General features: G+C 55.7%; 23 protein-coding genes. 10 read left to right on the forward strand and 13 right to left on the reverse strand.

Annotation, left to right across the window (positions count from 1 at the left end):
* The first annotated feature begins 44 nt into the window (after nt 1–44).
* Nucleotides 45–1,340, forward strand: coding sequence for an adenylosuccinate synthase (locus BUA49_RS07920; protein ID WP_072796632.1), 1,296 nt, complete (start codon nt 45–47; stop codon nt 1,338–1,340).
* A 56-nt stretch (nt 1,341–1,396) separates the two neighbouring features.
* Here the strand turns inward: BUA49_RS07920 and cmoB are convergent, their stop codons facing one another.
* Genes cmoB through BUA49_RS07940 form a run of 4 tightly spaced genes read right to left on the reverse strand, consistent with a single transcriptional unit; the run spans nt 1,397 to nt 4,581 of the window.
* Nucleotides 1,397–2,389: a tRNA 5-methoxyuridine(34)/uridine 5-oxyacetic acid(34) synthase CmoB gene (cmoB, locus tag BUA49_RS07925; protein ID WP_072796633.1), complete on the reverse strand. Its 993-nt coding sequence runs from the start codon at nt 2,387–2,389 to the stop codon at nt 1,397–1,399.
* A 25-nt stretch (nt 2,390–2,414) separates the two neighbouring features.
* Nucleotides 2,415–3,170, reverse strand: a complete 756-nt coding sequence (cmoA, locus tag BUA49_RS07930; protein WP_072796634.1) for a carboxy-S-adenosyl-L-methionine synthase CmoA — start codon at nt 3,168–3,170, stop codon at nt 2,415–2,417.
* Entirely contained in the window at nt 3,163–3,549 is a 387-nt protein-coding gene (locus BUA49_RS07935; RefSeq protein ID WP_072796635.1) for a kinase, read from the reverse strand. The genes cmoA and BUA49_RS07935 overlap by 8 nt, the downstream gene beginning before the upstream one ends.
* Nucleotides 3,550–3,579: 30 nt before the next feature.
* Complete coding sequence (locus BUA49_RS07940) at nt 3,580–4,581, reverse strand: serine/threonine protein kinase (RefSeq protein WP_072796636.1); 1,002 nt, start codon at nt 4,579–4,581, stop codon at nt 3,580–3,582.
* Nucleotides 4,582–4,751: 170 nt separating this feature from the next.
* On the opposite strand from BUA49_RS07940, the gene BUA49_RS07945 reads away from it, so the two are divergent.
* On the forward strand, nt 4,752–5,861 hold the full coding sequence (locus BUA49_RS07945) for an NAD(P)/FAD-dependent oxidoreductase (RefSeq protein ID WP_072796637.1): 1,110 nt from the start codon (nt 4,752–4,754) through the stop codon (nt 5,859–5,861).
* Nucleotides 5,862–5,872: 11 nt separating this feature from the next.
* On the opposite strand, the gene BUA49_RS18030 is transcribed toward BUA49_RS07945, so the two are convergent.
* Complete coding sequence (locus BUA49_RS18030) at nt 5,873–6,328, reverse strand: ComF family protein (protein WP_228704428.1); 456 nt, start codon at nt 6,326–6,328, stop codon at nt 5,873–5,875.
* A 329-nt stretch (nt 6,329–6,657) separates the two neighbouring features.
* On the opposite strand from BUA49_RS18030, the gene bioB reads away from it, so the two are divergent.
* From bioB to BUA49_RS07985, 7 genes are all read left to right on the forward strand, one after another.
* Nucleotides 6,658–7,716, forward strand: coding sequence for a biotin synthase BioB (gene bioB / locus BUA49_RS07955; protein WP_072796639.1), 1,059 nt, complete (start codon nt 6,658–6,660; stop codon nt 7,714–7,716).
* Nucleotides 7,717–7,736: 20 nt separating this feature from the next.
* Entirely contained in the window at nt 7,737–8,897 is a 1,161-nt protein-coding gene (bioF, locus tag BUA49_RS07960) for an 8-amino-7-oxononanoate synthase (protein ID WP_072796640.1), read from the forward strand.
* A 15-nt stretch (nt 8,898–8,912) separates the two neighbouring features.
* A complete protein-coding gene (gene bioD, locus BUA49_RS07965; protein ID WP_072796641.1) occupies nt 8,913–9,605 on the forward strand; it encodes a dethiobiotin synthase in 693 nt (230 codons plus the stop codon).
* 64 nt (nt 9,606–9,669) lie between these two features.
* Nucleotides 9,670–9,915, forward strand: coding sequence for a flagellar biosynthesis protein FlgE (locus BUA49_RS07970; RefSeq protein WP_072796642.1), 246 nt, complete (start codon nt 9,670–9,672; stop codon nt 9,913–9,915).
* 11 nt (nt 9,916–9,926) lie between these two features.
* Nucleotides 9,927–10,676: a putative metalloprotease CJM1_0395 family protein gene (locus BUA49_RS07975; protein ID WP_072796643.1), complete on the forward strand. Its 750-nt coding sequence runs from the start codon at nt 9,927–9,929 to the stop codon at nt 10,674–10,676.
* A 320-nt stretch (nt 10,677–10,996) separates the two neighbouring features.
* Nucleotides 10,997–12,796: an acyl-CoA dehydrogenase C-terminal domain-containing protein gene (locus BUA49_RS07980; RefSeq protein WP_072797761.1), complete on the forward strand. Its 1,800-nt coding sequence runs from the start codon at nt 10,997–10,999 to the stop codon at nt 12,794–12,796.
* A 220-nt stretch (nt 12,797–13,016) separates the two neighbouring features.
* Nucleotides 13,017–14,813, forward strand: coding sequence for an acyl-CoA dehydrogenase C-terminal domain-containing protein (locus BUA49_RS07985; protein WP_072796644.1), 1,797 nt, complete (start codon nt 13,017–13,019; stop codon nt 14,811–14,813).
* 436 nt (nt 14,814–15,249) lie between these two features.
* Here BUA49_RS07985 and BUA49_RS07995 read toward each other — a convergent pair whose 3' ends face one another.
* The 4 genes from BUA49_RS07995 to leuS all read right to left on the reverse strand — a co-directional run bounded on the left by BUA49_RS07995 (nt 15,250) and on the right by leuS (nt 19,811).
* On the reverse strand, nt 15,250–15,513 hold the full coding sequence (locus tag BUA49_RS07995; protein WP_072796646.1) for a hypothetical protein: 264 nt from the start codon (nt 15,511–15,513) through the stop codon (nt 15,250–15,252).
* Nucleotides 15,514–15,623: 110 nt separating this feature from the next.
* Nucleotides 15,624–16,631: a DNA polymerase III subunit delta gene (gene holA / locus BUA49_RS08000; RefSeq protein ID WP_072796647.1), complete on the reverse strand. Its 1,008-nt coding sequence runs from the start codon at nt 16,629–16,631 to the stop codon at nt 15,624–15,626.
* A complete protein-coding gene (locus BUA49_RS08005) occupies nt 16,628–17,224 on the reverse strand; it encodes an LPS-assembly lipoprotein LptE (RefSeq protein ID WP_072796648.1) in 597 nt (198 codons plus the stop codon). Before BUA49_RS08005 ends, holA begins: the two co-directional genes overlap by 4 nt.
* Before the next feature lies 1 nt (nt 17,225).
* The gene (gene leuS / locus BUA49_RS08010) at nt 17,226–19,811 is read right to left on the reverse strand and encodes a leucine--tRNA ligase (protein WP_072797763.1); all 2,586 of its coding nucleotides are present in this window, start codon (nt 19,809–19,811) and stop codon (nt 17,226–17,228) included.
* A 156-nt stretch (nt 19,812–19,967) separates the two neighbouring features.
* On the opposite strand from leuS, the gene BUA49_RS08015 reads away from it, so the two are divergent.
* Entirely contained in the window at nt 19,968–20,516 is a 549-nt protein-coding gene (locus BUA49_RS08015; protein ID WP_072796649.1) for a zinc ribbon-containing protein, read from the forward strand.
* 82 nt (nt 20,517–20,598) lie between these two features.
* Here BUA49_RS08015 and lnt read toward each other — a convergent pair whose 3' ends face one another.
* Genes lnt through BUA49_RS08035 form a run of 4 tightly spaced genes read right to left on the reverse strand, consistent with a single transcriptional unit; the run spans nt 20,599 to nt 24,437 of the window.
* Entirely contained in the window at nt 20,599–22,080 is a 1,482-nt protein-coding gene (gene lnt, locus BUA49_RS08020) for an apolipoprotein N-acyltransferase (protein ID WP_084063564.1), read from the reverse strand.
* A 58-nt stretch (nt 22,081–22,138) separates the two neighbouring features.
* Entirely contained in the window at nt 22,139–22,987 is an 849-nt protein-coding gene (locus BUA49_RS08025; RefSeq protein WP_072796650.1) for an HlyC/CorC family transporter, read from the reverse strand.
* The gene (gene ybeY / locus BUA49_RS08030; RefSeq protein WP_072796651.1) at nt 22,984–23,457 is read right to left on the reverse strand and encodes an rRNA maturation RNase YbeY; all 474 of its coding nucleotides are present in this window, start codon (nt 23,455–23,457) and stop codon (nt 22,984–22,986) included. The genes BUA49_RS08025 and ybeY overlap by 4 nt, the downstream gene beginning before the upstream one ends.
* Nucleotides 23,454–24,437 carry a PhoH family protein gene (locus BUA49_RS08035; RefSeq protein WP_072796652.1) on the reverse strand — a complete coding sequence of 328 codons (984 nt, stop codon included), beginning with the start codon at nt 24,435–24,437 and terminating at the stop codon, nt 23,454–23,456. The genes ybeY and BUA49_RS08035 overlap by 4 nt, the downstream gene beginning before the upstream one ends.
* Between the last annotated feature and the right edge of the window lies 1 nt (nt 24,438).

The raw sequence follows: 24,438 nt of genomic DNA on the forward strand, positions 1-24,438 counted from the left end.
TTTGCAAGACGCACGCTTTACTGTGTGCGCATTGAGAGAGAATCATGGGTAAAAACGTTGTTGTGCTGGGCACCCAGTGGGGTGATGAAGGCAAGGGTAAAATCGTTGATCTGCTGACAGAAAAAGTGGCAGCGGTGGTCCGTTTTCAGGGCGGCCATAACGCGGGCCATACTCTGGTCATAGAAGGCAAGAAAACGGCCCTGCACCTGATTCCCTCCGGTATCCTGCGGCAAGACGTTCAGTGCCTGATTGGTAACGGGGTTGTTGTTTCGCCGGAAGCCCTTCTGAAAGAAGTCCGGGAGCTTGAAGCATCCGGCGTTGCGGTTCGCGACCGGCTGCGTATCAGCCTGGCGTGCCCGATTATCCTGCGCACTCACGTGCGTATTGATCAGGCTCGCGAACGCGCCAAAGGTAATGACAAGATAGGCACCACCGGCCGGGGAATTGGTCCGGCGTACGAAGATAAGGTTTCCCGTCGTGGCGTTCGTCTTGGTGACCTCCACAATCCGGCTGGCTTCGAGGTGAAGCTGCGGGAAATCATGTCTTATCACAACTTTGTACTGACCGAGTACTTCAAGGAAGACGCTGAAGATATCGATGCGGCTCTGGAAGAGCTGAAGCAGATGGGTGAGGAAATTCTGCCTATGGCTGCAGACGTTACCGATTTGCTTCACGGCTATCGCAAGCGTGGGCAGGACATCATGTTTGAAGGTGCCCAAGGGTCCTTGCTGGATATAGATCTCGGGACTTACCCGTTCGTAACCTCATCTAATACTACAGCTGGCGGCACCGCCACGGGCTCTGGTTTTGGCCCTTTGTATCTCGATTACGTGCTGGGCATTACCAAGGCCTACACCACTCGTGTTGGCTCTGGCCCGTTTCCGACTGAGCTTTTTGATGAAATGGGGCAGCATCTGGCGGTCAAAGGCAGTGAGGTTGGTACAACAACCGGTCGTTCCCGCCGTTGTGGCTGGTTTGACGCGGTTGCCCTGCGCCATGCAATTCAGATCAACAGCGTGTCCGGTATCTGCCTGACCAAGCTGGATGTTCTTGATGGGCTGGAAACCGTCAAGGTCTGCGTAGGCTATAAAACGCCTAATGGCGAAATTACCCGCCCACCAATCGGTTGCGACAGCTATAGGGATATCGAGCCGGTATACGTCGAGTTGCCGGGCTGGAGTGAAAGCACATTCGGGCTGACTAAGCTGGAGCAGTTGCCAGAAAATGCCCGAGCTTATATCCAGTTTCTGGAAGAGAATATTGAAGCTCCGATCGATATTATTTCCACCGGTCCTGACCGGGTTGAAACCATTATCCTGCGCCACCCGTTTGACGGCTAAGCGTTAGGCAGTTCAAAAACCCGCTCTGCCTTAACCGGCACGGCGGGTTTTTGTTTTCAGGGTTTCTCTGCAATGATTGTGGCGCGCTTTGGTCCGGGATAGCCTTCTATGGTTTTCGTGGGGTCTGCCGGGTCCAGAAAATCCTTAAGGGAATTGAAGCGCATCCAGTCTGTGCTGCGCTGTTCGTCAGTGCTGGTTTCCGAGACATCCACAACCCGGGCGTTGCGGAATCCGGTACGATCCAGCCATCTCAGTAGCGTGTCGCAGCTTGGCAGAAACCATACGTTGCGCATCTGCCCATAGCGGTCTTCGGGCATCAGGCTGAAGCCTTCGGGCCCATCCACTATCAGAGTTTCCAGTACCAGTTCTCCTCCCAGGCGCAGCGTACCTTTCAGCTCCAGCAGGTGATCGAGAGGCGATCGGCGATGGTAAAGCACGCCCATGGAAAAGGTGGTGTCAAAGGCTTCAAGCCCTTCAGGCAGGTCCTCCATACGTATCGGGAGAAGGTCGACCGGAACCTCTCCCAGATAGCGCTTTAAGCTGAGAAACTGGAACATGAACAGCAGCCCGGGATCAATACCGATCACACGTTCTGCACCTTCGCCCAGCATGCGCCAGCAGTGATAACCCGAGCCACAACCTACGTCCAGAATGCGCCGGCCGGCAAGGTCTGAAAGGTACGGTGATACCCGGTCCCACTTCCAGTCAGAACGCCATTCGGTATCAATGTGGGTGCCGAAGAAGTCGAAGGGCCCCTTGCGCCACGGCATAAGGCCCCTGAGTCCGCGCTCAAGCGCTTGCTGCTGGTTACTGCTCAGGGAGCCTGCTGAGCCGAGGGTGATCGCGGAGGTGTTCAGTTCTGATGTTATCCCGGAAATATCCGGGAGGTTGTCCAGTGCTGACTGCCAGCGGCCGAGGTCGCCGTGGGGGTTGTCATCAAAGCGGTGTGTCAGCTGGCTTCTGACACTATCTGCCCAGCTGCTTTGGCCAGTGTTATCCAGCTCAGTCAATAGCCGCCCAAAACAGGTTTTCCAGTCAAAGTTCGACATGGTCTGCTCGCTCTCCGTATGGGTTTCAGTCGGCCTTGATAGCCAGCATGGATACGAAGTTGAAGCACTGATACCAGACCAGCACTCGATCAAAGCCCGCGTCTTTAAGACGCTGCTTGTGAGCGTCCAGTGTTTCCGGAATCAGCACCTGCTCGATGGCGCTGCGCTTCTGGCTTATCTCCAGGCCTGAGTATCCATTGGCACGTTTGAATTCATGGTGGAGGCGGGTCTGAATGGTCTGTTCATCTTCGCAATCGAAGCGGATTTTTTCCGAAAGGATCAGCGCGCCACCAGGCCGGGTTGCATCGGCAATTTTGCTCAAAAGGCTGCTTCGCTGCTCTGGCGGAACAAACTGCAGCGTGAAGTTCAGAGTCGTCACGGAAGCGTTAGTCAGCTCTGTTTCCTGAATATTCTCGCAACGGAGACTGACCGGCAGCGAGTGATCATCCAGAGCGATGTGATGCTCGCAGCGCTCGATCATCGCTTCGGAATTATCAACGCCCACCAGAGAGCAGCTGTCAAACGAAATGCCGTGCCTCATGGCCAGGGTGGAGGCTCCCAGTGAGCAGCCCAGGTCATAACAATTGGAGTTCGGCTGGGCGTACTGTTCTGTGATTACTTCAATCATCGGGATGATGGTGGTGTAACCGGGGACAGACCGGCGAATCATATCCGGGAATACGCGGGCAACCGCCGCATCGAAACGGAAGTCTTCAGGCTGCCGTTCGGTGGCGAAAAGCCGATCTGTCTGTTGCTCCGGTGAGCGATCGGTTCTACTCATCGCTGGCGGGATCCTCTTGTTGAGCGGGCGCATCGGGCTGAGGTATTGCCGCCGGCGCAGTGGGAGAGGGCCGGTAACAGCGTACGCCCCGGTTTTTGTAATCCACCAGGATGCCACGGAAGGACGAGTCCACATCCGCAGCGACGGCCAGATAGCCGTTTTCACAGGTCGCGTGGAGCTCGGAGGCCTTGGGTGACATGCGGAAGGTCTCGCCCGGCGTTACATGGATCGCCTGGAAGTCGCCGACCGGCACATGATCCTTGTTATCTGAATGTTTGATGCTTCCGCTGACCTCCAGTACCAGTACGGTACCAATGATGGTGGCCAGGGCGGTCACAAACAGGCTGCGGATGGTGTAACGGGACTCGTTCTGGCTCATGCCTACCTCATTTTGAACGTGAATGAATGATCAATATTGACCGGGGAGTGTAATAGACGGCGCTTGCAGAGCGGCCAGCTGTTCTCTCAGTGATAACACCTGATCTGACCAGAATCTGGGCTGAGCGAACCATGGGAAAAAGCGCGGAAATGCAGGATCATCCCAGCGCTTTGCAAGCCAGGCGCAGTGGCTGATCTGCCGGTAACAGCGCAAAGGCTCGATCAGGTGTCTCTCGCGGCGATTATAATCCCGGAACATTTCATAGCCTTCCAGTAATTCACCGAGCTGTGCCCCACGTTCGTGATCGTCGCCGTTCAGTAACAACCACATGTCCTGAATGGCAGGGCCTGAACGGCAGTCGTCCAGATCCACAAAAAGCATCTGCTCATCGCGGCATAAAATATTACCGGCGTGACAATCTCCGTGCAGTCGCAGCGTTTCAACGGTGCCGGCATCTTCCATGCGGGCACGGCAGTGGGTTAGCAGGTCTGGAATCAGGCTGTCCCAGGCTGGTCGAAGGTCCTTCGGGATCCAGTCTCCCTCAAGTAAAAGATGGTTGCTCGCTTCAATGCCATCCAGAGGCGACAGGGCCACGCGATGTTGAAAAGGCTTCCGGGTACCAATGTTGTGAATCTGGCCGAGCCATTGTCCGAGTCGATACAGGGTGTCGGTAATGCTTGTGTCAGGCGCCTGGCCGCCACGCTGGTTAAAGACAGCAAACATAAACTCACCATGCTTTCCGAGCGTGTCGCCGGATGGCATTTCAAGGGGCGCTACCACCGGAATATCGGCTTCCAGCAGCTCCCGGGTAAACTCATGTTCTTCTCGCACCTGCTCTTCGGTCCAGCGACCGGGGCGGTAGAACTTGGCGACCACCGGAGGGCCTTCGTCCAGCCCTATCTGGTACACGCGATTTTCATAACTGTTCAGAGCAAAAAGGCGCCCACTGACTGCGAAGCCGGCTTCTTCCATGGCATCCAGAAGTGTGTCCGGAGTCAGGGCATCGTATGGATGGGCTGAGACGTTCATCATAAAGCGAAGCCAAGCTGGTAAATTTGGGCTCAAGTATACCTGCTTGCCAGTGCTCCCGTAATACGGGTCCGGGATGTTTCCATGGGTTCCTGCATGCGCAGGATTGGGTTAACGTAAGCCCCTTTGTTTTCCGTTTACCGGAAACGCTCAGCCGGCAGCAGGTTTATCTCGTGACAAGTGATTTTCTCGAATTGGACACCGCTGTTATCGGAGCCGGTGTTGTGGGGCTTGCGGTTGGCCGGGCCCTCGCTCGGACAGGCCGTGACGTGATTGTTCTGGAAGCCGGAGATCGCTTTGGCGAAGGTATCTCGTCACGAAACAGCGAGGTGATCCATGCCGGGATCTATTATCCGCAGAACTCACTGAAAGCCCGCCTTTGCGTGAAGGGCCGCAAGCAATTATACGACTACTGCGAAAGCCACAAGGTAGGGTATCGAAAGTGCGGCAAGTGGATTATTGCCACCAGTGAAGCGCAAAGCCGGTTGCTTGAAGGAATTCAGTCGCACGCTGCGGCAAATGATATCGCTCTGGCTCTGATGGATGGTGAGACCGTCGCCCGGCAGTTGCCGGAAGTCCGCGTTAGCGCAGGGCTCTGGTCGCCGGAAACCGGCATTCTGGATACTCATGGTCTTATGCTTGCGTTACTGGGTGAACTGGAGGATGCGGGTGGTTCGCTCGTATTACGCTCACCGGTCGAACGCGTGGAATCAGCGGGCGGCTGCCACCTGATTCAGATCGCCGGCGCTATGCCGTGCACGCTCAAGGTCCGGAATCTTGTCAATGCGGCCGGGTTAGGTGCGGTTCCGCTGGCCCGGAACTGGGTGGGTATTCCTGATGAGCAGAAACCAGCCCAATGGTTCGCCCGGGGTGTCTATTTCAGTTATAGCGGTCGTCATCCGTTCAGCAACCTGATCTATCCGGTTCCCGAGCCGGGTGGCTTGGGTGTTCACCTTACTCTTGATCTCGCCGGCCAGGCACGCTTTGGCCCGGACGTAGAGTGGATCAAGCGGGAGGATTATGCGGTTGATCCCGAGCGGGTGCGTGCCTTTGCGGTTGGTATCAGGCAGTGGTGGCCCGGCCTTGAGGTCGAGCGCCTCCAGCCGGCCTATGCAGGCATCCGGCCGAAGTTGAAAGATGCGGAAGGCGGTTTTTTTGATTTCCGGGTCGATGGTCCCGAGGAGCACGGTGTTCCGGGGCTGGTAAACCTTTTTGGTATTGAATCTCCGGGGCTGACATCCTGTCTGGCAATTGCCGATCTGGTGAAGAACAAGCTGGCATAGGTCAGATCAGGTTAGCCTGGTGTCCGCGCCAGTGCCCAAACCTGAATCTCCTGTGCGCCTGCCTCCCTTAACGCCGACGCAAGCAACCGCATCGTAGCGCCGGTTGTTACCACATCGTCCACGATGGCGACCCTTTCTGGCACCGCCGCGCAGACCTTAAAAACGCCACGAAGATTTGCCAGTCTTGCCTCTCTGCTCAGTCCTCGTTGGGACTGAACCTTGCGTATCCGGCGAACCACGCCAGCGTCAACCGGAATGCTCAGTGCCTGGCCCAGGCTTTCTGCAATATCCCTGGCCTGATTGAAGCCGCGTTTACGACGGCGAGCGGGGAGCATGGGTGAGGGAATCAGTATGTCCGGCTTGGCATCACTGCAGCCCTCGAAAGCGGATTGCAGGTAGTCCGAGAAGCCTGTGACAAGTGGTCGGGCAAATTTCCGCTGGCCGTTGTATTTGTAGCGGCTGATCATGCTGTCGACCGGATACTGGTAGCGCCAGGGTATTAGAGAGCGATCGAACGGCGGCGGTGATGTCAGGCAGTCACCACAAAGTAAGTCAGCTCCAGAGAACGCGAGCGGCAGGGCGCAGCAGTGGCAGTGCCATCGGTTAACCGGAAGGTCGGCCTCGCAAGAACAGCATAAGCCGTTAACAGAAGTGGAGGAAAGGCAGCCGACGCACAGGCCTTTGATGTTTTCTCTGTCAACCAATAATGATTTTAAGGTTGACAGCCGGTTCAGTCCCTTTATCATCTGATTCATCCGTAAACCCAGATACCGAAAAAGGTTAACAGGACTTCTGTATGACTGCCACAGCAATACGCCACGACTGGACGCTCCAGGAAGCTCGGTTACTTTTTGAGCTTCCTTTCAATGATCTGATGTTCCGCGCCCAGTCGGTGCACCGACAGCATTTTGACCCAAACGAGGTGCAGATCAGCACCTTACTGTCGATCAAAACCGGAGCCTGTCCGGAGGACTGCAAATACTGCCCCCAGAGCGGTCATTACAATACCGGTCTGGAAAAGGAGAAACTGCTGGCGATCGAGACAGTCGTTGCGGAAGCCCGCGCCGCCAGGGAAAAAGGTGCGTCGCGCTTTTGCATGGGCGCTGCTTGGCGAAGCCCGGCTGCGAAGGATATGCCCTATGTGCTGGACATGGTTCGACAGGTGAAGTCTCTGGGCCTGGAGACCTGCATGACGTTGGGTATGCTGAAGCCGGAGCAAGCCGGAGAGCTGGCAGAAGCCGGGCTGGATTACTACAACCACAATCTTGATACTTCCGAAAAATATTACAGCCACATTATTACCACACGTACCTATCAGGATCGGCTGGATACGCTTGATAATGTGCGTAATTCGGGCATGAAAGTTTGCTGTGGCGGCATTATGGGTATGGGCGAGGATGAAGATGATCGGATCGGACTTCTGACTCAGCTGGCAAATCTGCCGCATCACCCTGAAAGTGTGCCGGTAAATATGCTGGTGAAGGTGAAAGGGACGCCCATGGAACACGTGGAGGATCTGGATCCGTTTGAGTTTGTCCGCGTTCTTGCAGTCGCCCGAATCATGATGCCGGCTTCTCACGTGCGCCTGTCCGCAGGGCGGGAAATGATGAATGAGCAAATGCAGGCGTTGTGTTTCCTGGCAGGTGCGAATTCCATTTTCTATGGCGAGAAGCTTCTGACGACGGCGAATCCGGAGGCGGATGCGGATATGGCTTTGTTCCGTCGCCTGGGTATCCGGCCGGAGCAGCGGGAACAGTGTGCATCTGAGGCGCAGGAGGAAGAGGCGATTGCCGGGGCGCTGGAGCATGAGGCGACTCGTCACATGTTTTATGACGCTACTCGGGAATCTGCCTGACCTGCATTGGAGCAAACAACGTGCGGGATTTTGCGTCAGAACTGGAACAACGAAAACAGACCGGGCTCTACCGGACACGTCGGCAGGTTTCAGGTCCTCAGCAGCCGGTGTTAACAGCCGATGGCAAGCGATTGCTTTCGTTTTGTAGCAATGACTATCTTGGCCTTGCCAATCACCCTGCAAATATTGAAGCACTCCGAAATGCCTTGCCGGAAACGGGGCTGGGTGGAGCGGCTTCCCATCTTATCTGTGGGCACCATGAGGCGCACCACCTCTTAGAGGAGCGTCTTGCGGCGTTTACCGGACGCAGTTCGGCACTGTTCTTCTCTACTGGCTACATGGCCAATATGGGTGTGATTTCTGCGCTGGCAGGGCGTGGGGATACGGTTTTTTCAGATCGATTGAACCATGCCTCCATTATTGATGGCTGCATCCTGAGTCGGGCGAAGGTTCGCCGTTATGCTCATGGGGATGTGACGTCGCTTGCGGCCATGCTTGCTGAGACTTCAGGTCACAAGCTGGTGGTTACCGACGGTGTGTTCAGCATGGATGGTGATGTGGCTCCTCTGCGCGAGTTGGCTGAGGTTTGCCGGCAGCACGGTGCCTTGCTGGTGGTGGATGATGCCCACGGTTTCGGGGTTCTTGGGCCGCATGGGCAGGGGAGCGCAGCGGAGTACGGTTTGTCTGAAGACGATGTGCCGATTCTTATAGGCACATTAGGGAAGGCTGCGGGTACCAGTGGGGCGTTTGTGGCCGGGTCGGCAGTGCTGATGGATTATCTGGTGCAGAAGGCCCGCACTTACATCTACACCACGGCCATGCCTCCGGCACTGGCGCTGGCAACCTGCGCCAGTCTTGATCTGATTGAGCATGGCGATGAGCGGCGTTCGCATCTGCATAATCTGATTGAGAGGTTCCGGCATAAGGCTTCCGCTCTGGGTTATGATCTCATGCCTTCGCGCACGCCCATTCAGCCCATTATGATCGGAAGCAACACACGAGCCCTGGCATTGAGCCACGCGCTTGAAGAGCACGGATTGCTAGTGACGGCTATCCGGCCTCCCACGGTAGCCGAGGGTGAAGCGCGCTTGCGGGTTACGCTGAGTGCTGCCCATTCACATGATGATCTGGATAGTCTTTTGCAGGCTTTGTCGGATTGTCGCTATTTATTGAGATCCTGATAACTGTTTGACGCTATGGCTAAAAAAACGTTTTTTGTGACAGGTACAGATACAGGGGTTGGAAAGACCATGGTATCTGCGGCAATTCTGGAAGCCGCTAAAGCGTCTGGCAAGCGCACGCTGGGTATGAAACCCATTGCTTCCGGCTGCGAAAGCACGCCAGAGGGGCATCGCAATGAAGATGCACTGGCTCTCCAGCAAGCGGCCACTGAAACGATTGCCTACGATCTTGTGAACCCCGTCGCGTTGGCGCCGGCCATTGCGCCGCATGTTGCAGCCGCGCAAGCAGGGCGTACCATCTCTGCGGACCGGCTGGTGGGGTTCTGCCGTGGAATGCAAATGCGCCCGGCGGATCTTTTGCTGATTGAAGGTGCCGGCGGCTGGAGAGTCCCGTTGAATGACCGGGAAACATACTCGGCCGTACCCCGGGAACTCGGTGTGCCGGTGATTCTTGTGGTTGCTCTCAGGCTCGGGTGTATTAACCAGGCGCTGTTAACAGCGGAGGCTATCCGCAACGATGGATTGGTGCTCGCGGGCTGGGCGGCTAATCACGCTGAGTCTGTGGCAATGAGCTGTGAACAGGAAACTCTGCGCTATCTTGTAGAGCATCTCCAGGCTCCCTGTCTGGGTGTTATGCCCTGGGTTGAGGGTGCGAACCCGGAAACCCTGAGCGGTTATCTTGATGTTGAAGTGCTGTTTGAAAATTGAACAACAATGTGGCCTAATGGTTCCAATTAATGGTGCTATTTAATGGTCACGGGAAGCAGCAGTCATGATCAGTAATACGCTCGCAATTGGCATTCAAGGTATCCAGGACGGCATGTACGGCATGGAGAACGCCGCCCGCAAAATCGCCCGCGGCGGCGTTGATGGCCCCCAGGGCAGCGCCGCAAACGGGAACAGCCTTATCGAACCGATCGTCGATCTCAAGCTCTATGAGCGTAGCGTAGAGGCGTCTGCACAGGTGGTGAAAGCTGCTGACGAGACACTCGGCACCCTTTTAGACATTATGGTCTGAGTTCTGGTTCCATGAACCCACTTTCGTCACTCCCTCCCATATCTCCATATAGCTCCTCTCTATATAGTTCCGCAGCCCCGGCTGTTCGTGAGTCGCGCAATACCGGCAACGCGAATGGCGAGCCACCTGCGGAAACCGATAGCCGGGCGGTTCGTGCTGCAGATGAGAGCGAAATTGCGGGAGCAAATCGTAAACCCGGTGAATCTGAAGCCTCCAGCAAAGGGGCAGGCGGACTGGAAGAAGCCGAGCTGAAACAGCTCACAGAGCTCAAAGCCCGGGATCGTGAAGTGCGCGCCCATGAGGCTGCCCACCAGGCAACCGGAGGTCAACACTCAGGCGCCATGTCATTTACCTATCAGCGAGGCCCGGATGGAGCCCAATACGCGGTAGGTGGCGAAGTGTCTATTGATATCTCCTCTGTTAATGGCAATCCGCAGGCAACCATCGAAAAAATGCGAGTGGTTCGTGCAGCTGCGATGGCGCCCGCGGAACCCTCGGGTCAGGATCGTGCCGTTGCATCACAGGCTATGCAGATCATGCTGCAAGCTCAGTCCGAGCTTGCTTCGGGGCAGGATTCCTCCGGCGCTCAGGTAAAAGCGTCAGTGCGCGATAATGAAGATGGCTCTCCTGGCTCCCAGGAAAGCGCCTCGGAGCGGCCTTCCAGAGCCGCTCAGCAAGCCAGTAATATCTACCAGGATATCGCTGGCTTCGTGCCAGGATCAACTTCCGTAGTAGACGGGTTTCTACCCATTTCGGCCTGATTTGGTAATTTGTTAGCCTGCTAATTGCTCGGGCTCCTGCCGTTTACATCCCATAAATAGCCCAAAGCGGCTTAGAACCCGGCCAGACGCCATTGATGCGCTCGTGAGTGCGTTTTGAACGCTCCGCTGAAATGTGCGTCGGTGACCAATCTCTACACAAATTGTGCCTTCGGGTATTGACAATTCTGTGTCTTTAAACGTATGTTTCAAACAAGTGTTTAATTAATGCTGCGGCGCCCAACGTCGCAGTGTCTGAGCAAATCCAAGGCCACAAGCTGTTATTTCTTTTTCAGCCAAGACCGAAAACCGAGGTGGTTTACATGCCTGAGTACAAAGCGCCCCTGCGTGATATCAAATTCGTAATGAACGAGCTGCTTGACAGCGAGGCCCACTACGCCAGTCTGGAAGGTGCTGAAGACGCAACTCCGGATATGGTTGATGCCATTATCCAGGAAGGTGCGAAGTTTGCTGAGCAGGTACTGTCCCCGCTGAATGCGGTCGGCGATAAGGAAGGCTGCACCTGGAGCGAAGACGGTGTGAAAACACCGACAGGCTTCAAGGAAGCTTACAACAAGTTTGTTGAAGGCGGTTGGCCATCACTGGCTGCCGACCCCAACTACGGTGGCCAGGGCCTTCCCGATTCGCTCGGTATCGTGATGAGCGAACTGAACGGCACCGCCAACTGGTCGTGGGGCATGTACCCAGGCTTGAGCCATGGCGCGATCAACACGCTGGAAGCGCATGGTACCGAAGAACAGAAGCAGACCTACCTCACCAAAATGATCAGCGGTGAGTGGACAGGTACCATGTGTCTGACCGAAGCCCACTGTGGCTCCGATCTGGGCACCCTGCGCACCAAGGCAGAGCCCAGCGCAGACGGCTCTTACAGTATTACCGGCACCAAGATTTTCATCTCGGCCGGTGAGCACGATATGACCGATAACATCGTTCATATCGTACTTGCGCGTCTTCCAGGTGCGCCGGAAGGTACCAAGGGTATTTCCCTGTTCATAGTGCCCAAGTGCGTGCCTGCTGAAGACGGCTCCGCCGGCGAGCGTAACGCGGTATCCTGCGGCTCTCTGGAGCACAAGATGGGTATCCACGGTAACGCTACGTGTGTGATGAACTTCGACGGTGCCAAAGGCTGGCTGATCGGGCCGGAGAACAAGGGCCTGAACTGCATGTTTACCTTCATGAACGTAGCGCGTATCGGAACCGCCATTCAGGGCCTGGGCGCAGCAGAGCTTGGTTTCCAGGGGTCATTGGCCTATGCCAAGGACCGTCTGGCCATGCGTTCACTGAGCGGTGCCAAGAACCCAGAAGGCATTGCGGATCCGATCATCGTTCACCCGGACGTTCGTCGCATGTTGCTGACTCAGAAAGCCGTCGCAGAAGGCGCCCGTGCACTGATTTATTTGACGGCGCAGAAAGCGGATATTCTTCAACGTGGTAAGTCAGAAGAAGAGCGCAAAGAAGCGGATGAGCTGCTGGGTTTCTTGACCCCGATTGTTAAAGCGTTCCTGACCGAGATGGGATACGAAGCAGCCAATCTGGGCATGCAGGTATTTGGTGGGCACGGTTATATCTCCGAGTGGGGCATGGAGCAGAACGTGCGTGATGCTCGCATCGGCATGATCTACGAAGGTACAACCGGTATCCAGGCGCTGGATTTGCTTGGCCGTAAGGTGTTGATGACGCAAGGCGAGTCTCTGAAGGGCTTCACCAAGCAAGTGCATAAATTCTGCAAAGAGAACGCCGATAACGAGCAGATGAAGCAGTTTATCGAGCCGTTGGCAGAGCTCAACAAAGAGTGGGGCGACCTGACCATGAAAGTGGGCATGACCGCCATGAAGAACCGCGAGGAAGTCGGTGCCGCATCTGTGGACTATCTGATGTACTCGGGTTACGCGGTGTTTGCTTACCTGTGGGCTCGTATGGCTAAAATTGCTCAGGAGAAGCTGGCTGAAGGTACCACTGAAGAGCTGTTCTACAACGCCAAGTTGCAGACTGCACGCTTCTACTTTACCCGCATGCTGCCGCGCACCAAGACCCACGCAGTAACCATGCTGGCTGGCGCGGATACTCTGCTGGATATGCCGGAAGAAGCCTTCGCACTCTGATTTTGGAGAGCGTTGCAGGTTAACCGGTAAAAAAGCCCGCGCTCTCAGGAGCCGGGCTTTTTTCATGAGTTACGGTCGGGTTTGAGTTAGAATATTTGCCCATAAAAGATAACAATCCCGGACACACGGGCCGAGCGGGTGGCCTGGCTTCGCGCTTGTTTGCCACCTGCACAGACAGACTATTCTGGAAATTGGACTGTTTTGAAACTGGAGAGTTTTGATGAGTGATTATCAGGCACCTTTGCGTGACATGCGTTTTATACTGAACGAAGTTTTTGATGCGCCGGCACTTTGGGCATCACTGCCCAAAGTAGCCGAGAACGTGGATCCCGACACCGCCGATGCGATTCTTGAAGAAGCCGGTAAAATTACCAGCGGCGTATTGGCGCCCCTGAACCGCGAAGCAGACGAACAGGGCTGCAAGTGGAACGAAGGCGAAGTAACCACGCCGGATGGCTTTAAAGAAGCGTATCAAACGATTGTAGAGGGCGGCTGGAATGGTCTTGGTGGCAATCCTGAATTTGGTGGCATGGGTATGCCCAAAACGCTGGTCGCCCAATTTGAGGAAATGCTGCAGGGCGCCAACATGGCATTTGGCCTGGCTCCCATGCTGACCGCCGGTGCCTGCCTCTCATTGGATGCGCACGGCAGCCAGGAGTTGAAGGAAAAGTACCTCCCCAACATGTATTCAGGTGTCTGGTCTGGCGCAATGGATCTTACAGAGCCGCATGCCGGGACCGATCTGGGCATTATCCGCACCAAAGCAGAGCCCAACGACGACGGCTCGTTCAATGTGACCGGCACCAAGATTTTTATCACTTGGGGTGAGCACGACATGGCGGAGAATATTATCCACCTGGTGCTGGCCAAGCTGCCGGGCGCGCCGAAAGGCCCCAAGGGTATTTCCCTGCTGCTGGTTCCCAAGTTCATGGTGAACGACGATGGCTCCCTGGGGGAGCGCAACAGCCTAAGCTGTGGTTCCATTGAGAAAAAGATGGGTATCAAAGGCTCAGCAACCTGTGTGATGAACTTTGACGGTGCCAAAGGCTGGCTCGTGGGTGAGGAGAACAAGGGGCTGAACGCCATGTTCACCATGATGAACTACGAACGTCTGGGTGTGGGTATCCAGGGTATCGGCGCTGCAGAAGCTTCCCTGCAGAGCGCAAGGGAATACGCCATGGATCGTATCCAGAGTCGCGCTCCGACTGGTGCGCAGCAGCCTGAAAAAGCGGCAGACCCGATTCTTGTGCATCCGGATGTGCGTCGTATGCTGCTGACCATGAAAGGCTACGTTGAAGGCGGTCGCGCTTTCTCAACCTACGTGGCGCAGTGGCTGGATATCTCAAAGTATGCGGATGCCGCTGAAGAGGATCGTCGCACGCACGCTGAAGGTATGGTTGCACTGTTGACGCCGGTTGCAAAAGCATTTTTGACAGATCGTGGTCTGGATGCCTGCATCATGGGCCAGCAAGTACTTGGTGGCCACGGGTTTATCCGTGAGTGGGGCCAGGAACAGCTGGTTCGGGACTGCCGCATTACCCAGATCTACGAAGGCACTAACGGCATCCAGGCTCTGGACCTTATGGGTCGCAAGGTGGTTGCAAGCCAGGGCAAGCTGTATGAGCTGTTTGCTGAAGATGTGGCCAGCTTTATCGAGGAAAACAGCGGTGAAGAGAGCCTGCGTCCATATCTGGAGCCGCTTGCGGCGGCACTTGAACGTTTGTCGGATGTTACCGAACACGTTATTACCCAGGCTTCTGACAACCCCAATGCCATTGGCGCAGCCTCAGTAGACTACCTGGACCTGTTCGGGCTGACGGCGCTGGGCTACATGTGGGCACGCATTGTGAAGGCAGCGGCACCCAAAGCTGGCGATGATACGTCCGGCTTCTACAGCGGCAAGTTGAAAACCGCACGCTTCTACTACGATCGCCTGTTGCCGAAAACGGTTTCCCTTGCGGAAGGTATCCGAAGCGGCAGTGACTCTATGATGGCGCTTACCGCCGAGGAATTCTGATTCCTCCCTGGAAGTGAAAAAAAGCAGGCCCTCGGGCCTGCTTTTTTTATGTTGTTTCAGTCAGCGCTAGAGGCGCTCAAGACGCGTCGGGTCGGTTATATAGGGGTTCTCATTACCTTGAATCTCCGCCACTCTTTTATGACGGTTTTGGGGTCACTGAAACGAGTGTTCTGGCCGATAACAAACGTTGCGGTCAGCAGGATAACCAGAGCGGTCGGGATGAGGAACAACTTTTTCATAGGCCATTTATACCTCTCAGTGTCTGTAAGCGCCTTGGCGAAACGCGCCTTATTAGTCGCGCAGCGCGACTCGGGCGAATTCGTCAAAAAAATTGTGACGCTCAGTTCACTTACCACAGAGGATTATGGCATAGGGACTCCGTTGCGAGAGCCCCTATGGTAAATATTTGTAGCATTCTGTTAACAGATTAACGCTTTCACTTTATTTTATCGCGAATGCTCTGGTAACCCGTCTTCAGATCTTCTCCGAGTTTCTTTACTGTCTGTCGTGCTTCCTGGGATGCATCGCTCGCATCATCCACTACCTGATCAAAGCGAGTTCTGAACTTGCCCCATTCCTGATCGAGGTCATCAAACTCATCTTTTACGTCCTGACGAGCCAGGTGAAGTTGCACTCGAGCTTCATCACGATACTGTTTGATTTTATCCGAGAGAGTTTTGAGCTCTTCTTGAAGACCCATATCAAGCACCTCTTTGAGTTAATGATGCTCTTACCATGCAACTAATCGTGAAAAACTGTCAAGTGGCTGGGGTGCAGAAAGGGGCCTATATGGAGCGTGTTTGATCCAGATCAGGATCTGGCAGCAAGCAGTGCCGACATATCCCTCAGGTAATGCCAAGGGGAAAGCTCGTCAAAGCCTTTTGCAGCGCGATCAACCTGGCTGCAAAGTTTTACGGCTTCGTGCAGTTGCATTGGGTCCAGTCGTCGGGCCGCCTGTTCCAACGCCCGTGCTCGTTGTGGCTGGAAGACGCCGCGTTTTTTAAAAAATGCGGATGGGTTCTCGGTTCTGTTCTCACCGGTCTTCAGTTCAAGTAACAGGTTGAGATCACGGCTCAATACCGTCAGAAGGCCAAGAGGGTTTTCACCTTCCTGCTGCAGCACGCCAATCATCTTGCCAGCGTGGGGCGCACGGCCGGAAAGCAGTTCAGTGACCAGTTCGAAACCGTTGAAACGGGAGCTATCCTGCACCGCCTGCTCAACAGTTTCTTCGTCAATAGTATTGCCGTTGGTCAGCAGCGCCAAGCGGTCTAGTTCCTGACTGGCTGCCAAAAGGTTGCCCTCAAGCCTTTCTGCGAGCATTGCCAGAGCCCCACGGGTCAGGCTCAGCCCGCGGTTTCCTGCGCGTTGCTGAAGCCAGCCCTGAAATTTATCCGCGTCCACCGGCCATACCGGCACGTGGACGCCTTTGGATTGTAGTTCCTTGTACCATTTGCGCCGGGTTTCTGCAGCGTCCAAGCGGGAGCTAATCAACAGGACAATTATATCTTCAGGAGGTTGAGCAAGGACCCGCTCCAGAACAGCGCGGCCATCTCCCAGCTTTCCCGTGGGCAGGCGAATCTCGATTCGGCGCCGTTCAGCAAACAGAGACATGGCATTGAATTCATCGGCAACCATATTCCAGTCAAGTTGCTGATCGGCATGAAAGGTCAGGCGATCGTGGAAGCCTGCTTCTTTGGCAGCGCTGCGTATCTGGTCGCAGCACTCCTGTACCAACAGGGGCTCATCCCCGGAAACCAGGTAGACCGGCGCGAGGCCTTTGCGGAGTAGCTGTGACAGCTGGCCCGGATTCGTCTTCATGGTTTGGCAGGGTGCTTGTCGGTCGTGTCGGCCGGGGCGCTGGATTTTTCGTGGTTGTCCCGGACTTCCTGCAACCGTTCCGGAGTAATAGGTGCCAGGCGGAAGATAATCTGCTGTGCCAGGCGGTCGCTCAGCTGCTGCTGGAGGCTCTCTTCCTCGCGCTGTTTGGCAAGCACGTTGGTCTCGTCGTATCTGTAGCTCTCAGTGGTTGTGAGGCGTGTGCTGGCGATAACCGGAACTCCGTCGGCGCTGATCAGCTCAAGATTAATCGAGTGCCTGAGCGTATATTCGGCAGCCGCAGCCTGAACGGTAATTGCGGAGGCACGGCGATCCTGTTCAAAACCACGGAGCCTGAGGCGATAGTTGGCGTCTTCACCCGAAACAAGCTGAACACCTCCAAGCTCAAGCTGCTCGCGAACTGACAGGCAAAGAGACGCGGGTACAGGAGGCTGGCAATCCAGTTCCAGAGGCTCCAGGGCAGAGGAAACCGGTGGTACACCCCGCAACTGAAAACCACAGGCCCCCAGGCTGATCGCCATCATACTAACGGTGATCAGTCGGGTTGTGTTTCCGTGCAGGGTGCGCAGCCGCATATCAGTTAGCCACCACGTTGACCAGTTTGCCGGGTACTACAATGACTTTGCGAACCGTAGCGCCTTCGATAAAACGCATAACATTCTCGTTTTCCAGTGCCAGCTGTTCCAGATCTGTTTTGCTGATGTCGGCTGGAACGTCTGCTTTGGCGCGCACTTTGCCGTTAACCTGCAGAACAACCTGAATCTCGCTACGAACCATGGCGGATTCATCAGCTACCGGCCAGGGCGCATCAACAATCGGGTCACGGTGACCCAAGGCCTGCCAGAGAGTATGGCAGATGTGCGGCACAATCGGCGCCAACATCACGACCGCTGCTTCCAGGGCTTCCTGACGGGCTGCGCGGGTCTGTGGGTCCTCATTGTTCAGTCGGCTGACATCGTTCAGCAGCTCCATCACCGCAGCAATGGCTGTGTTGAAGGTCAGGCGGCGACTGATATCGTCGCTCACCTTGGCAATGGTTTCATGGGTTTTACGCCGCAGGCTTTTCTGGGAGTCATTCAGAGAGCCCACATCCAGAGCCGGCACGCCGCCGCCTGCAACCTGCTCATGCACCAGGCGCCACAGCCGCTTAAGGAAGCGGTGAGCGCCTTCCACAGCGCTGTCCGACCACTCAAGAGACTGTTCGGGTGGAGCTGCGAACATCATAAACAGGCGCACGGTGTCTGCGCCGTGCGCATCAATGATGGATTGGGGATCTATGCCGTTGTTCTTCGACTTCGACATCTTGGTCACGCCGCCGGAGATCACAGGCTGTCCGTCGTCCTTGTGAACCGCACCGATCGCGTGGCCTTTGTCGTCACGCTCAACGGTGACATCCGCCGGAGCAATCCAGACCTTGCCGCCTTTGTCATCTTCGCGATAGTAGGTATCTGCCAGCACCATGCCCTGGGTCAGAAGCTGCTTGAATGGCTCAGAGCTGGTTACCAGACCAACATCACGCAAGAGCTTGTGGAAGAAGCGCGCGTAAAGCAGGTGCAGGATGGCATGCTCGATGCCGCCGATATACTGATCCACCGGCAGCCAGTAGTTTGCTGCCGCAGGGTCCAGCATGCCCTTGTCGTAATTGGGGCTGCAGAAGCGTGCGTAGTACCAGGACGATTCCATAAAGGTGTCGAAGGTGTCGGTTTCGCGGGTCGCGGGCTGGCCCTCAAAAGTGGTCTTGGCCCACTCGGGATCCGCTTTGATCGGAGACTGTACGCCGGTCATTTCGACGTCTTCGGGCAACAGTACCGGCAGTTGGTCGTCCGGAACCGGATGTTGGGTGCCGTCTGCCAGTGTGACCATGGGAATGGGCGCGCCCCAGTAACGCTGGCGCGATACGCCCCAGTCACGCAGGCGGTAGTTGATGGTGCGCTTGCCGATGCCATGCTTTTCCAGATGATTGGCAATGTCGTCAAAGGCTTCTTCGCTGGTCATGCCGGTGTATTTGCCGGAGGAGACCAGCACGCCTTTTCCAGTGAAAGCCTGCTCTTGCACGTCGATTTCGCGCCCATCACTGGCGGCAATAACCTGCTTCACGGCCAAGTGATACTTGAGTGCAAACTCATGGTCGCGATCATCGTGGCCGGGCACGGCCATCAGCGCACCGGTTCCGTAATCCGTGAGAACAAAATTGGCGATCCAGACAGGAATTTCTTCCTGAGTGAGCGGGTTTATAGCCTTGAACCCGGTATCCACGCCTTTCTTTTCCATGGTGGCCATTTCAGCTTCGGCCACCTTGCTGTTACGGCACTCCTCCACAAATTTAGCAACGTCTTTGTGGCGCTCGGCGGCTGCTTTAGCCAGCGGATGCTCAGCTGCGACGGCCATATAGCTCACGCCCATCAGCGTGTCCGGGCGAGTAGTATAAACCGTGAGGCCGTCGTCGCTGTTCTTTAGAGGAAAGGTCAGTTCCGTACCCACGGATTTGCCGATCCAGTTGCGCTGCATGGTCTTGACCTGTTCCGGCCAGCCATCCATGTCGTCCATATCGTTCAGCAGTTCTTCTGCGTAATCGGTAATGCGAATGAACCACTGGGGAATCTTTTTTTGCTCAACCAGCGCACCGGAGCGCCAGCCGCGACCATCGACTACTTGTTCGTTGGCAAGAACGGTCTGGTCGACCGGGTCCCAGTTCACGGTGGCCATTTTCTTGTATACCAGGCCTTTTTCATAAAGCCGTGCGAAAAACCACTGCTCCCAGCGATAATAGTCCGGCTTGCAGGTCGCCAGCTCACGGCTCCAGTCGTAGCCGAAACCCAGCTGTTTGAGCTGGTTTTTCATGTACTCGATGTTGGCGTAAGTCCACTTGGCCGGCGCGGTTTTGTTGGCAATGGCAGCGTTCTCAGCGGGCAGGCCAAACGCATCCCAGCCCATGGGCTGCATAACGTTCTTGCCCTGCATACGCTGATAGCGGGAGATAACATCGCCGATGGTGTAGTTCCTGACGTGCCCCATGTGGAGCTTGCCGCTGGGGTAGGGGAACATGGACAGGCAGTAGTATTTCGGTTTACCCGGCTCTTCCCTGACTTCAAAGGTTTTGTTTTCGTCCCAGAAGGTGCGCGCATTGTGTTCTATGTCACGGGGATTGTACTGCTCGTCCATACCTGCCATTACCAAAGTTACCCTGTATCAAAGTGATGTGCGGAGGGGCCGGACATTCTAACGCACACAAGTCGTAACAGGTAGTCTCCCACATGCTTGTCCGGCTGCAGATGATGGCCCACAATGAAGCAACGGCATTCATAAAAGGAAAATGCGATGACGGATCCGGAAAGAAACCATCTCTCAGGTCAGGCCCTTGAGGCCTATGACCGCATGCTCGAGCAGGTTCAGCAACGGCTACGCACAATACAGGAAACGACGCTGGAAACTCTGGAAGAAGAGGTTGATAAGGCGATAGAGGCTGAACAGGAACTGGAGGAAATGACCAGGGACGAAATCAGCCTCCTTGGAACCTACCTTCAGAGAGATCTGGAACATCTGATCCACTTTGTGGATGAAACCGGTGAAGGCCTCGCAGAGTGGTTGCAGCTCGACCTGTCGTTACTGGAGCACCGGCTGAGCGAACGCTTGCTGTCGGTTGCTGACCAGACTCTGGTGGACACCTTGGCACTGCGGCAAAAACTCGAAAGCCATGGTGCCGGGCAGTACATCGCCGGTGAGGTTGCCACGGCCGGTATGTTCCAGTGCCTGAACTGCGAGCACATGCTGTGTCTCACCTCTACCAGCCACCTGAAACCCTGCGAAGCCTGTGGTTCGCAATACTACAAGCGCGTAACCAGCCGCTGGCCAAAAAAAGAAAGCTGATGCTGGTCTGAGAAAAAGGGAGCTGGCGCCTCCCTCTCGAGTTTGGGCGGCCGTGGCTGCTGGCACGAAAGCTCAAACAGAATCAGCTTTCAGGAATAACCCGCTCGCGAACAAAGACAATCAGGATCAACGCCAACGTCAGTACCGGCCAGGAAGCCGTCACCATATAAGGCGTGCTGCCACTCGCCGTGAAGACTTCGCCTGTCAGCACCTCCCGCTCAAACTGCGGAATATGCGCCGTGATCTGCCCCTTATTATCAATGATCGCCGTCACCCCATTGTTCGTGCCGCGAATCATATAACGCCCGGTTTCCAACGCCCGCATGCGGGCAATCTGCAAGTGCTGCAACGGCCCCACCGAATCACCGAACCAGCCATCGTTGCTGATTGTCAGCAGCAAATCCGTATTCACCGCATTGCGCGCAAGAAAATCCGGATAGGCAACCTCATAACAGATAAACGGCATCACCCGGGCACCATTGGCCTGCAACGGCGCCTGGTTTTCCGGGCCACGGGTAAAGCTCGACATGGGCAAATCAAAAAAGCCGATCAGCCCCCGCAGGATACCCTCAAGAGGAACGTACTCCCCAAAAGGCACCAGCTTCTGCTTATGATAAATTCCTTCGCCGTTGCCAATGGCCATAATGCTGTTGTGATAGGTAAAGCCCCCGGCCCGCTCGCTGAAGCCGTACCAGGGAATACCGGTGATCAGAGTACTCTCTTCACCGAGGTTCTCTTCGATGTGATCAATGATTTTCCCCGCCTGATCCTGGGGGATGGGGATAGCCGTCTCAGGCCAGAGAATCAGATCGGTATCCCAATATGATTCCGTCATGCCCAGATAAGCCACAATCTGATCTTTCAGAAACTCCGGGTCCCACTTGATCTGCTGGGGGATATTGCCCTGCATTGCCGCCACCGAAATGGGCTCTGCGTTGATGTCTGTCCAGTCAACCCGGTTCAGAGCCGGAGCCGCGAGCCAGGGTGTCAGTGCCGCAACCGCCACAATGCCGGCGCTGATATGGTGCCGCCGGGCAATAAGCCAGGTTGTCGCAAAGATTGCGGCGCTGCTGGCAGCTATCCAGAAGGTTAGGCCATGAACGCCAACCACCGGTGCCAACCCTGCCAATGGGCCGTCCGTATGAGCTGTGCCCAGATAAAGCCAGGGGAAACCGGTAAGTAGCCAGCCGCGGAGCCAGTCCCCGAGAATCCAGATGGCTGGGAATAGAATGAGCCTCCGTACGGCGCTGTCTTTCGCCAGCTTGCCCCAGAACCAGAATGCCAGGGCAGGGAACAGAGCAAGCCCTGCCGCAAAAGCAACAGTAAGCAACACTGCAACCGGGATAGGCGTGTTTCCATACTCACTGATGCTGATATAGACCCAGCTGGCCCCTGAGCCAAACAGGCCCAGACCGGTCAGCCAGCCCGCGGCAAACAGTTTCTTTGCCGGCAGAGGAATGGTAACCAGCAAAGTGAGTAGCAAGGAAACCGGGCCAAGCCACCAGAGGTGGAACGGCGAAAAGGTCAGGGTTTGCAGAGCACCGGCAACCACGAGGGTTGCCATACTTAACCAGCGATTGGGAAATAACGAACGGGTTGGGGCAATCGGGGGTGTTGAATCGTCAAGGCTCACTGCGGGTTACCTGTAACAGACGGATGACACGGTTATCGGCATTAGCAATGGTAAAGCGCAAACCACCGAATTCAACCGTTTCACCGCGTCTGGGCAGGTGTCCGAATTCCTTGAGTACTACGCCGCCAATGGTGTCGAACTCTTCCTCATCCAGCCCCGTATTGAAGAACTCGTTGAAGTCGTCAACCGGCGTCACAGCTTTCACGGCGTAAGAGCCATTGCCGCGGACCTTGATGTGGGTTTCTTCGTCGAAATCGTGCTCATCCTCGATCTCGCCGACGATCTGCTCGAGCACGTCTTCAATGGTCACCAGACCCGCCGTTCCGCCGTACTCATCCACGACGATTGCCATGTGATTGCGGTTTTCCTTGAACTGCTTGAGTAGCTGATTCAGGCGTTTGCTCTCGGGAACAAACGTTGGAGGGCGTAGAATCTCGCGGACATGAGACCAGTCCATGTCGTTGTTCAGGGCCAGAGGCAAAAGGTCTTTGGCGAGAAGAACGCCGATGACATCATCCTGGCTGTCGCCAATGACAGGGAACCGGCTATGGGCAGACGAGATGACTTCATCCAGAAATTCTTTCGGGTCCTGGGAGGCTCGAACGGTGACCATCTGGGAGCGGGGGATCATGATTTCATCCACACGCATATCCACCACCTGCATCGCGCCTTCGATGATGCTCATGGCATCGACATCGATGATGGCCTGGGATTCGGCGCTCCGCAGTAGTTCCAGCACATCTTCGATGGATTCTGGCCCGCTGGAGAAGGCATGTGAGATACGTTCCAGCCAGGACTTGTTGGAGCCCTGACTGCGACTCGACTGATCGTCGCTCATGAGTCCTTTACCGTTTCCTCTGCTGTGTAGGGGTTGCCGAACCCAAACTGTGCCAGCAACCGGATTTCCAGAGCCTCCATGGCCTCTGCGCCTTCATCGTCAATATGATCATAGCCTTGGAGATGCAACATCCCGTGCACCACCATGTGTGCCCAGTGAGTTGCCGGCTCTTTGCATTGGTCCCTGGCTTCATCTTCCACGACAGGGGCACAAATAACGAGATCTCCTGCCAATGGCACTGTTATACCGGCTGGGGCTTCAAATGGAAAGGACAACACATTGGTTGGTTTATCCTTCCCGCGGAATTGATGATTGAGCGCCTGGCTCTCGTCAATGCCGACAATACGGATGGTGACCTCGGAAGGATCCGGCCCTAACCAGGCAGCCTGAGCCCAGGACTGAAACAGGGATTCCGTAGGCACTCCGGGCCCGTCAACCACGTTCTGGAGATCAACCGTCAGTTCGCTCATCGTTTGCGGTCGCTCCCGTCATCAAACGAATCGTAGGCTTCCACTATTCGCTGGACCAGGGGGTGTCGGACAACGTCCTTGGCTTCGAAACGGGTAAAACCGATACCCGTGACGTTGTTAAGCACACCCGCTGCATGGATCAGCCCGGAGTTCTGGCCGCGTGGCAGATCCACCTGCGTGGTATCGCCAGTGATCACGGCAGTGGAACCAAAACCGATCCGCGTCAGGAACATTTTCATCTGCTCGCGGGTAGTGTTCTGGCTTTCATCCAAAATAATAAACGAGTTGTTCAGAGTGCGACCACGCATGAAAGCCAGCGGCGCAATCTCGATGACGCTTTTCTCAATAAGTCGAGTGACATGATCAAACCCGAGCATTTCATAAAGCGCGTCGTATAGCGGCCGGAGATATGGATCCACCTTCTGTGCCAGATCCCCGGGCAGAAAGCCCAGCTTCTCACCCGCCTCAACCGCCGGGCGCACCAGCAAGATCCGCTTCACCTGCTCATCTTTCAGAGCTTCCACCGCGCAGGCAACGGCCAGCCAGGTTTTACCTGTGCCGGCTGGGCCGATACCGAAGTTTATATCGTGGGAGCGAATACTATGCACATACTTCTGCTGATTCGCACCGCGAGGTTTGGCGGTGAGCTTCGGGGTTTTAATAATGGTCACGGCACCGTCGAACGGCACATCTTCCGGTAGCCGCTCAAACCCGGTTTCCCGGATGTAAAGGTGTACGGTATCCGGTGAAATATCATCCGTGGCTTCGGTTTCCCGATAGAGATGCCGAATCACTTCCACAGCCGCGGCAACGTGTTCGGTTTCACCTTCCACCCGGAAGTGGTGGCCCCTGCGGCTGACCGATACTTGCAGGCGCCGTTCGACGTGCTTCAGATTCTCATCAAACTGTCCGCAAAGCGTGGTCAACCTGTGTTGATCTATGGGGTGTAAATCAAATTGTCTGGAATCGTTGGTGTCCAAT

The organism is Marinobacter antarcticus (genome assembly GCF_900142385.1).
Classification (GTDB): Bacteria; Pseudomonadota; Gammaproteobacteria; order Pseudomonadales; family Oleiphilaceae; genus Marinobacter; species Marinobacter antarcticus.

Coding starts and splice junctions, on each gene's coding strand:
- BUA49_RS07920 (WP_072796632.1), top strand. CDS start 45: ATGGGTAAAAACGTTGTTGTGCTGGGCACCCAGTGGGGTGATGAAGGC.
- cmoB (WP_072796633.1), bottom strand. CDS start 2,389: ATGTCGAACTTTGACTGGAAAACCTGTTTTGGGCGGCTATTGACTGAG.
- cmoA (WP_072796634.1), bottom strand. CDS start 3,170: ATGAGTAGAACCGATCGCTCACCGGAGCAACAGACAGATCGGCTTTTC.
- BUA49_RS07935 (WP_072796635.1), bottom strand. CDS start 3,549: ATGAGCCAGAACGAGTCCCGTTACACCATCCGCAGCCTGTTTGTGACC.
- BUA49_RS07940 (WP_072796636.1), bottom strand. CDS start 4,581: ATGATGAACGTCTCAGCCCATCCATACGATGCCCTGACTCCGGACACA.
- BUA49_RS18030 (WP_228704428.1), bottom strand. CDS start 6,328: ATGATCAGCCGCTACAAATACAACGGCCAGCGGAAATTTGCCCGACCA.
- bioB (WP_072796639.1), top strand. CDS start 6,658: ATGACTGCCACAGCAATACGCCACGACTGGACGCTCCAGGAAGCTCGG.
- bioD (WP_072796641.1), top strand. CDS start 8,913: ATGGCTAAAAAAACGTTTTTTGTGACAGGTACAGATACAGGGGTTGGA.
- BUA49_RS07970 (WP_072796642.1), top strand. CDS start 9,670: ATGATCAGTAATACGCTCGCAATTGGCATTCAAGGTATCCAGGACGGC.
- BUA49_RS07975 (WP_072796643.1), top strand. CDS start 9,927: ATGAACCCACTTTCGTCACTCCCTCCCATATCTCCATATAGCTCCTCT.
- BUA49_RS07980 (WP_072797761.1), top strand. CDS start 10,997: ATGCCTGAGTACAAAGCGCCCCTGCGTGATATCAAATTCGTAATGAAC.
- BUA49_RS07985 (WP_072796644.1), top strand. CDS start 13,017: ATGAGTGATTATCAGGCACCTTTGCGTGACATGCGTTTTATACTGAAC.
- BUA49_RS07995 (WP_072796646.1), bottom strand. CDS start 15,513: ATGGGTCTTCAAGAAGAGCTCAAAACTCTCTCGGATAAAATCAAACAG.
- holA (WP_072796647.1), bottom strand. CDS start 16,631: ATGAAGACGAATCCGGGCCAGCTGTCACAGCTACTCCGCAAAGGCCTC.
- BUA49_RS08005 (WP_072796648.1), bottom strand. CDS start 17,224: ATGCGGCTGCGCACCCTGCACGGAAACACAACCCGACTGATCACCGTT.
- leuS (WP_072797763.1), bottom strand. CDS start 19,811: ATGGACGAGCAGTACAATCCCCGTGACATAGAACACAATGCGCGCACC.
- BUA49_RS08015 (WP_072796649.1), top strand. CDS start 19,968: ATGACGGATCCGGAAAGAAACCATCTCTCAGGTCAGGCCCTTGAGGCC.
- lnt (WP_084063564.1), bottom strand. CDS start 22,080: ATGGCAACCCTCGTGGTTGCCGGTGCTCTGCAAACCCTGACCTTTTCG.
- BUA49_RS08025 (WP_072796650.1), bottom strand. CDS start 22,987: ATGAGCGACGATCAGTCGAGTCGCAGTCAGGGCTCCAACAAGTCCTGG.
- ybeY (WP_072796651.1), bottom strand. CDS start 23,457: ATGAGCGAACTGACGGTTGATCTCCAGAACGTGGTTGACGGGCCCGGA.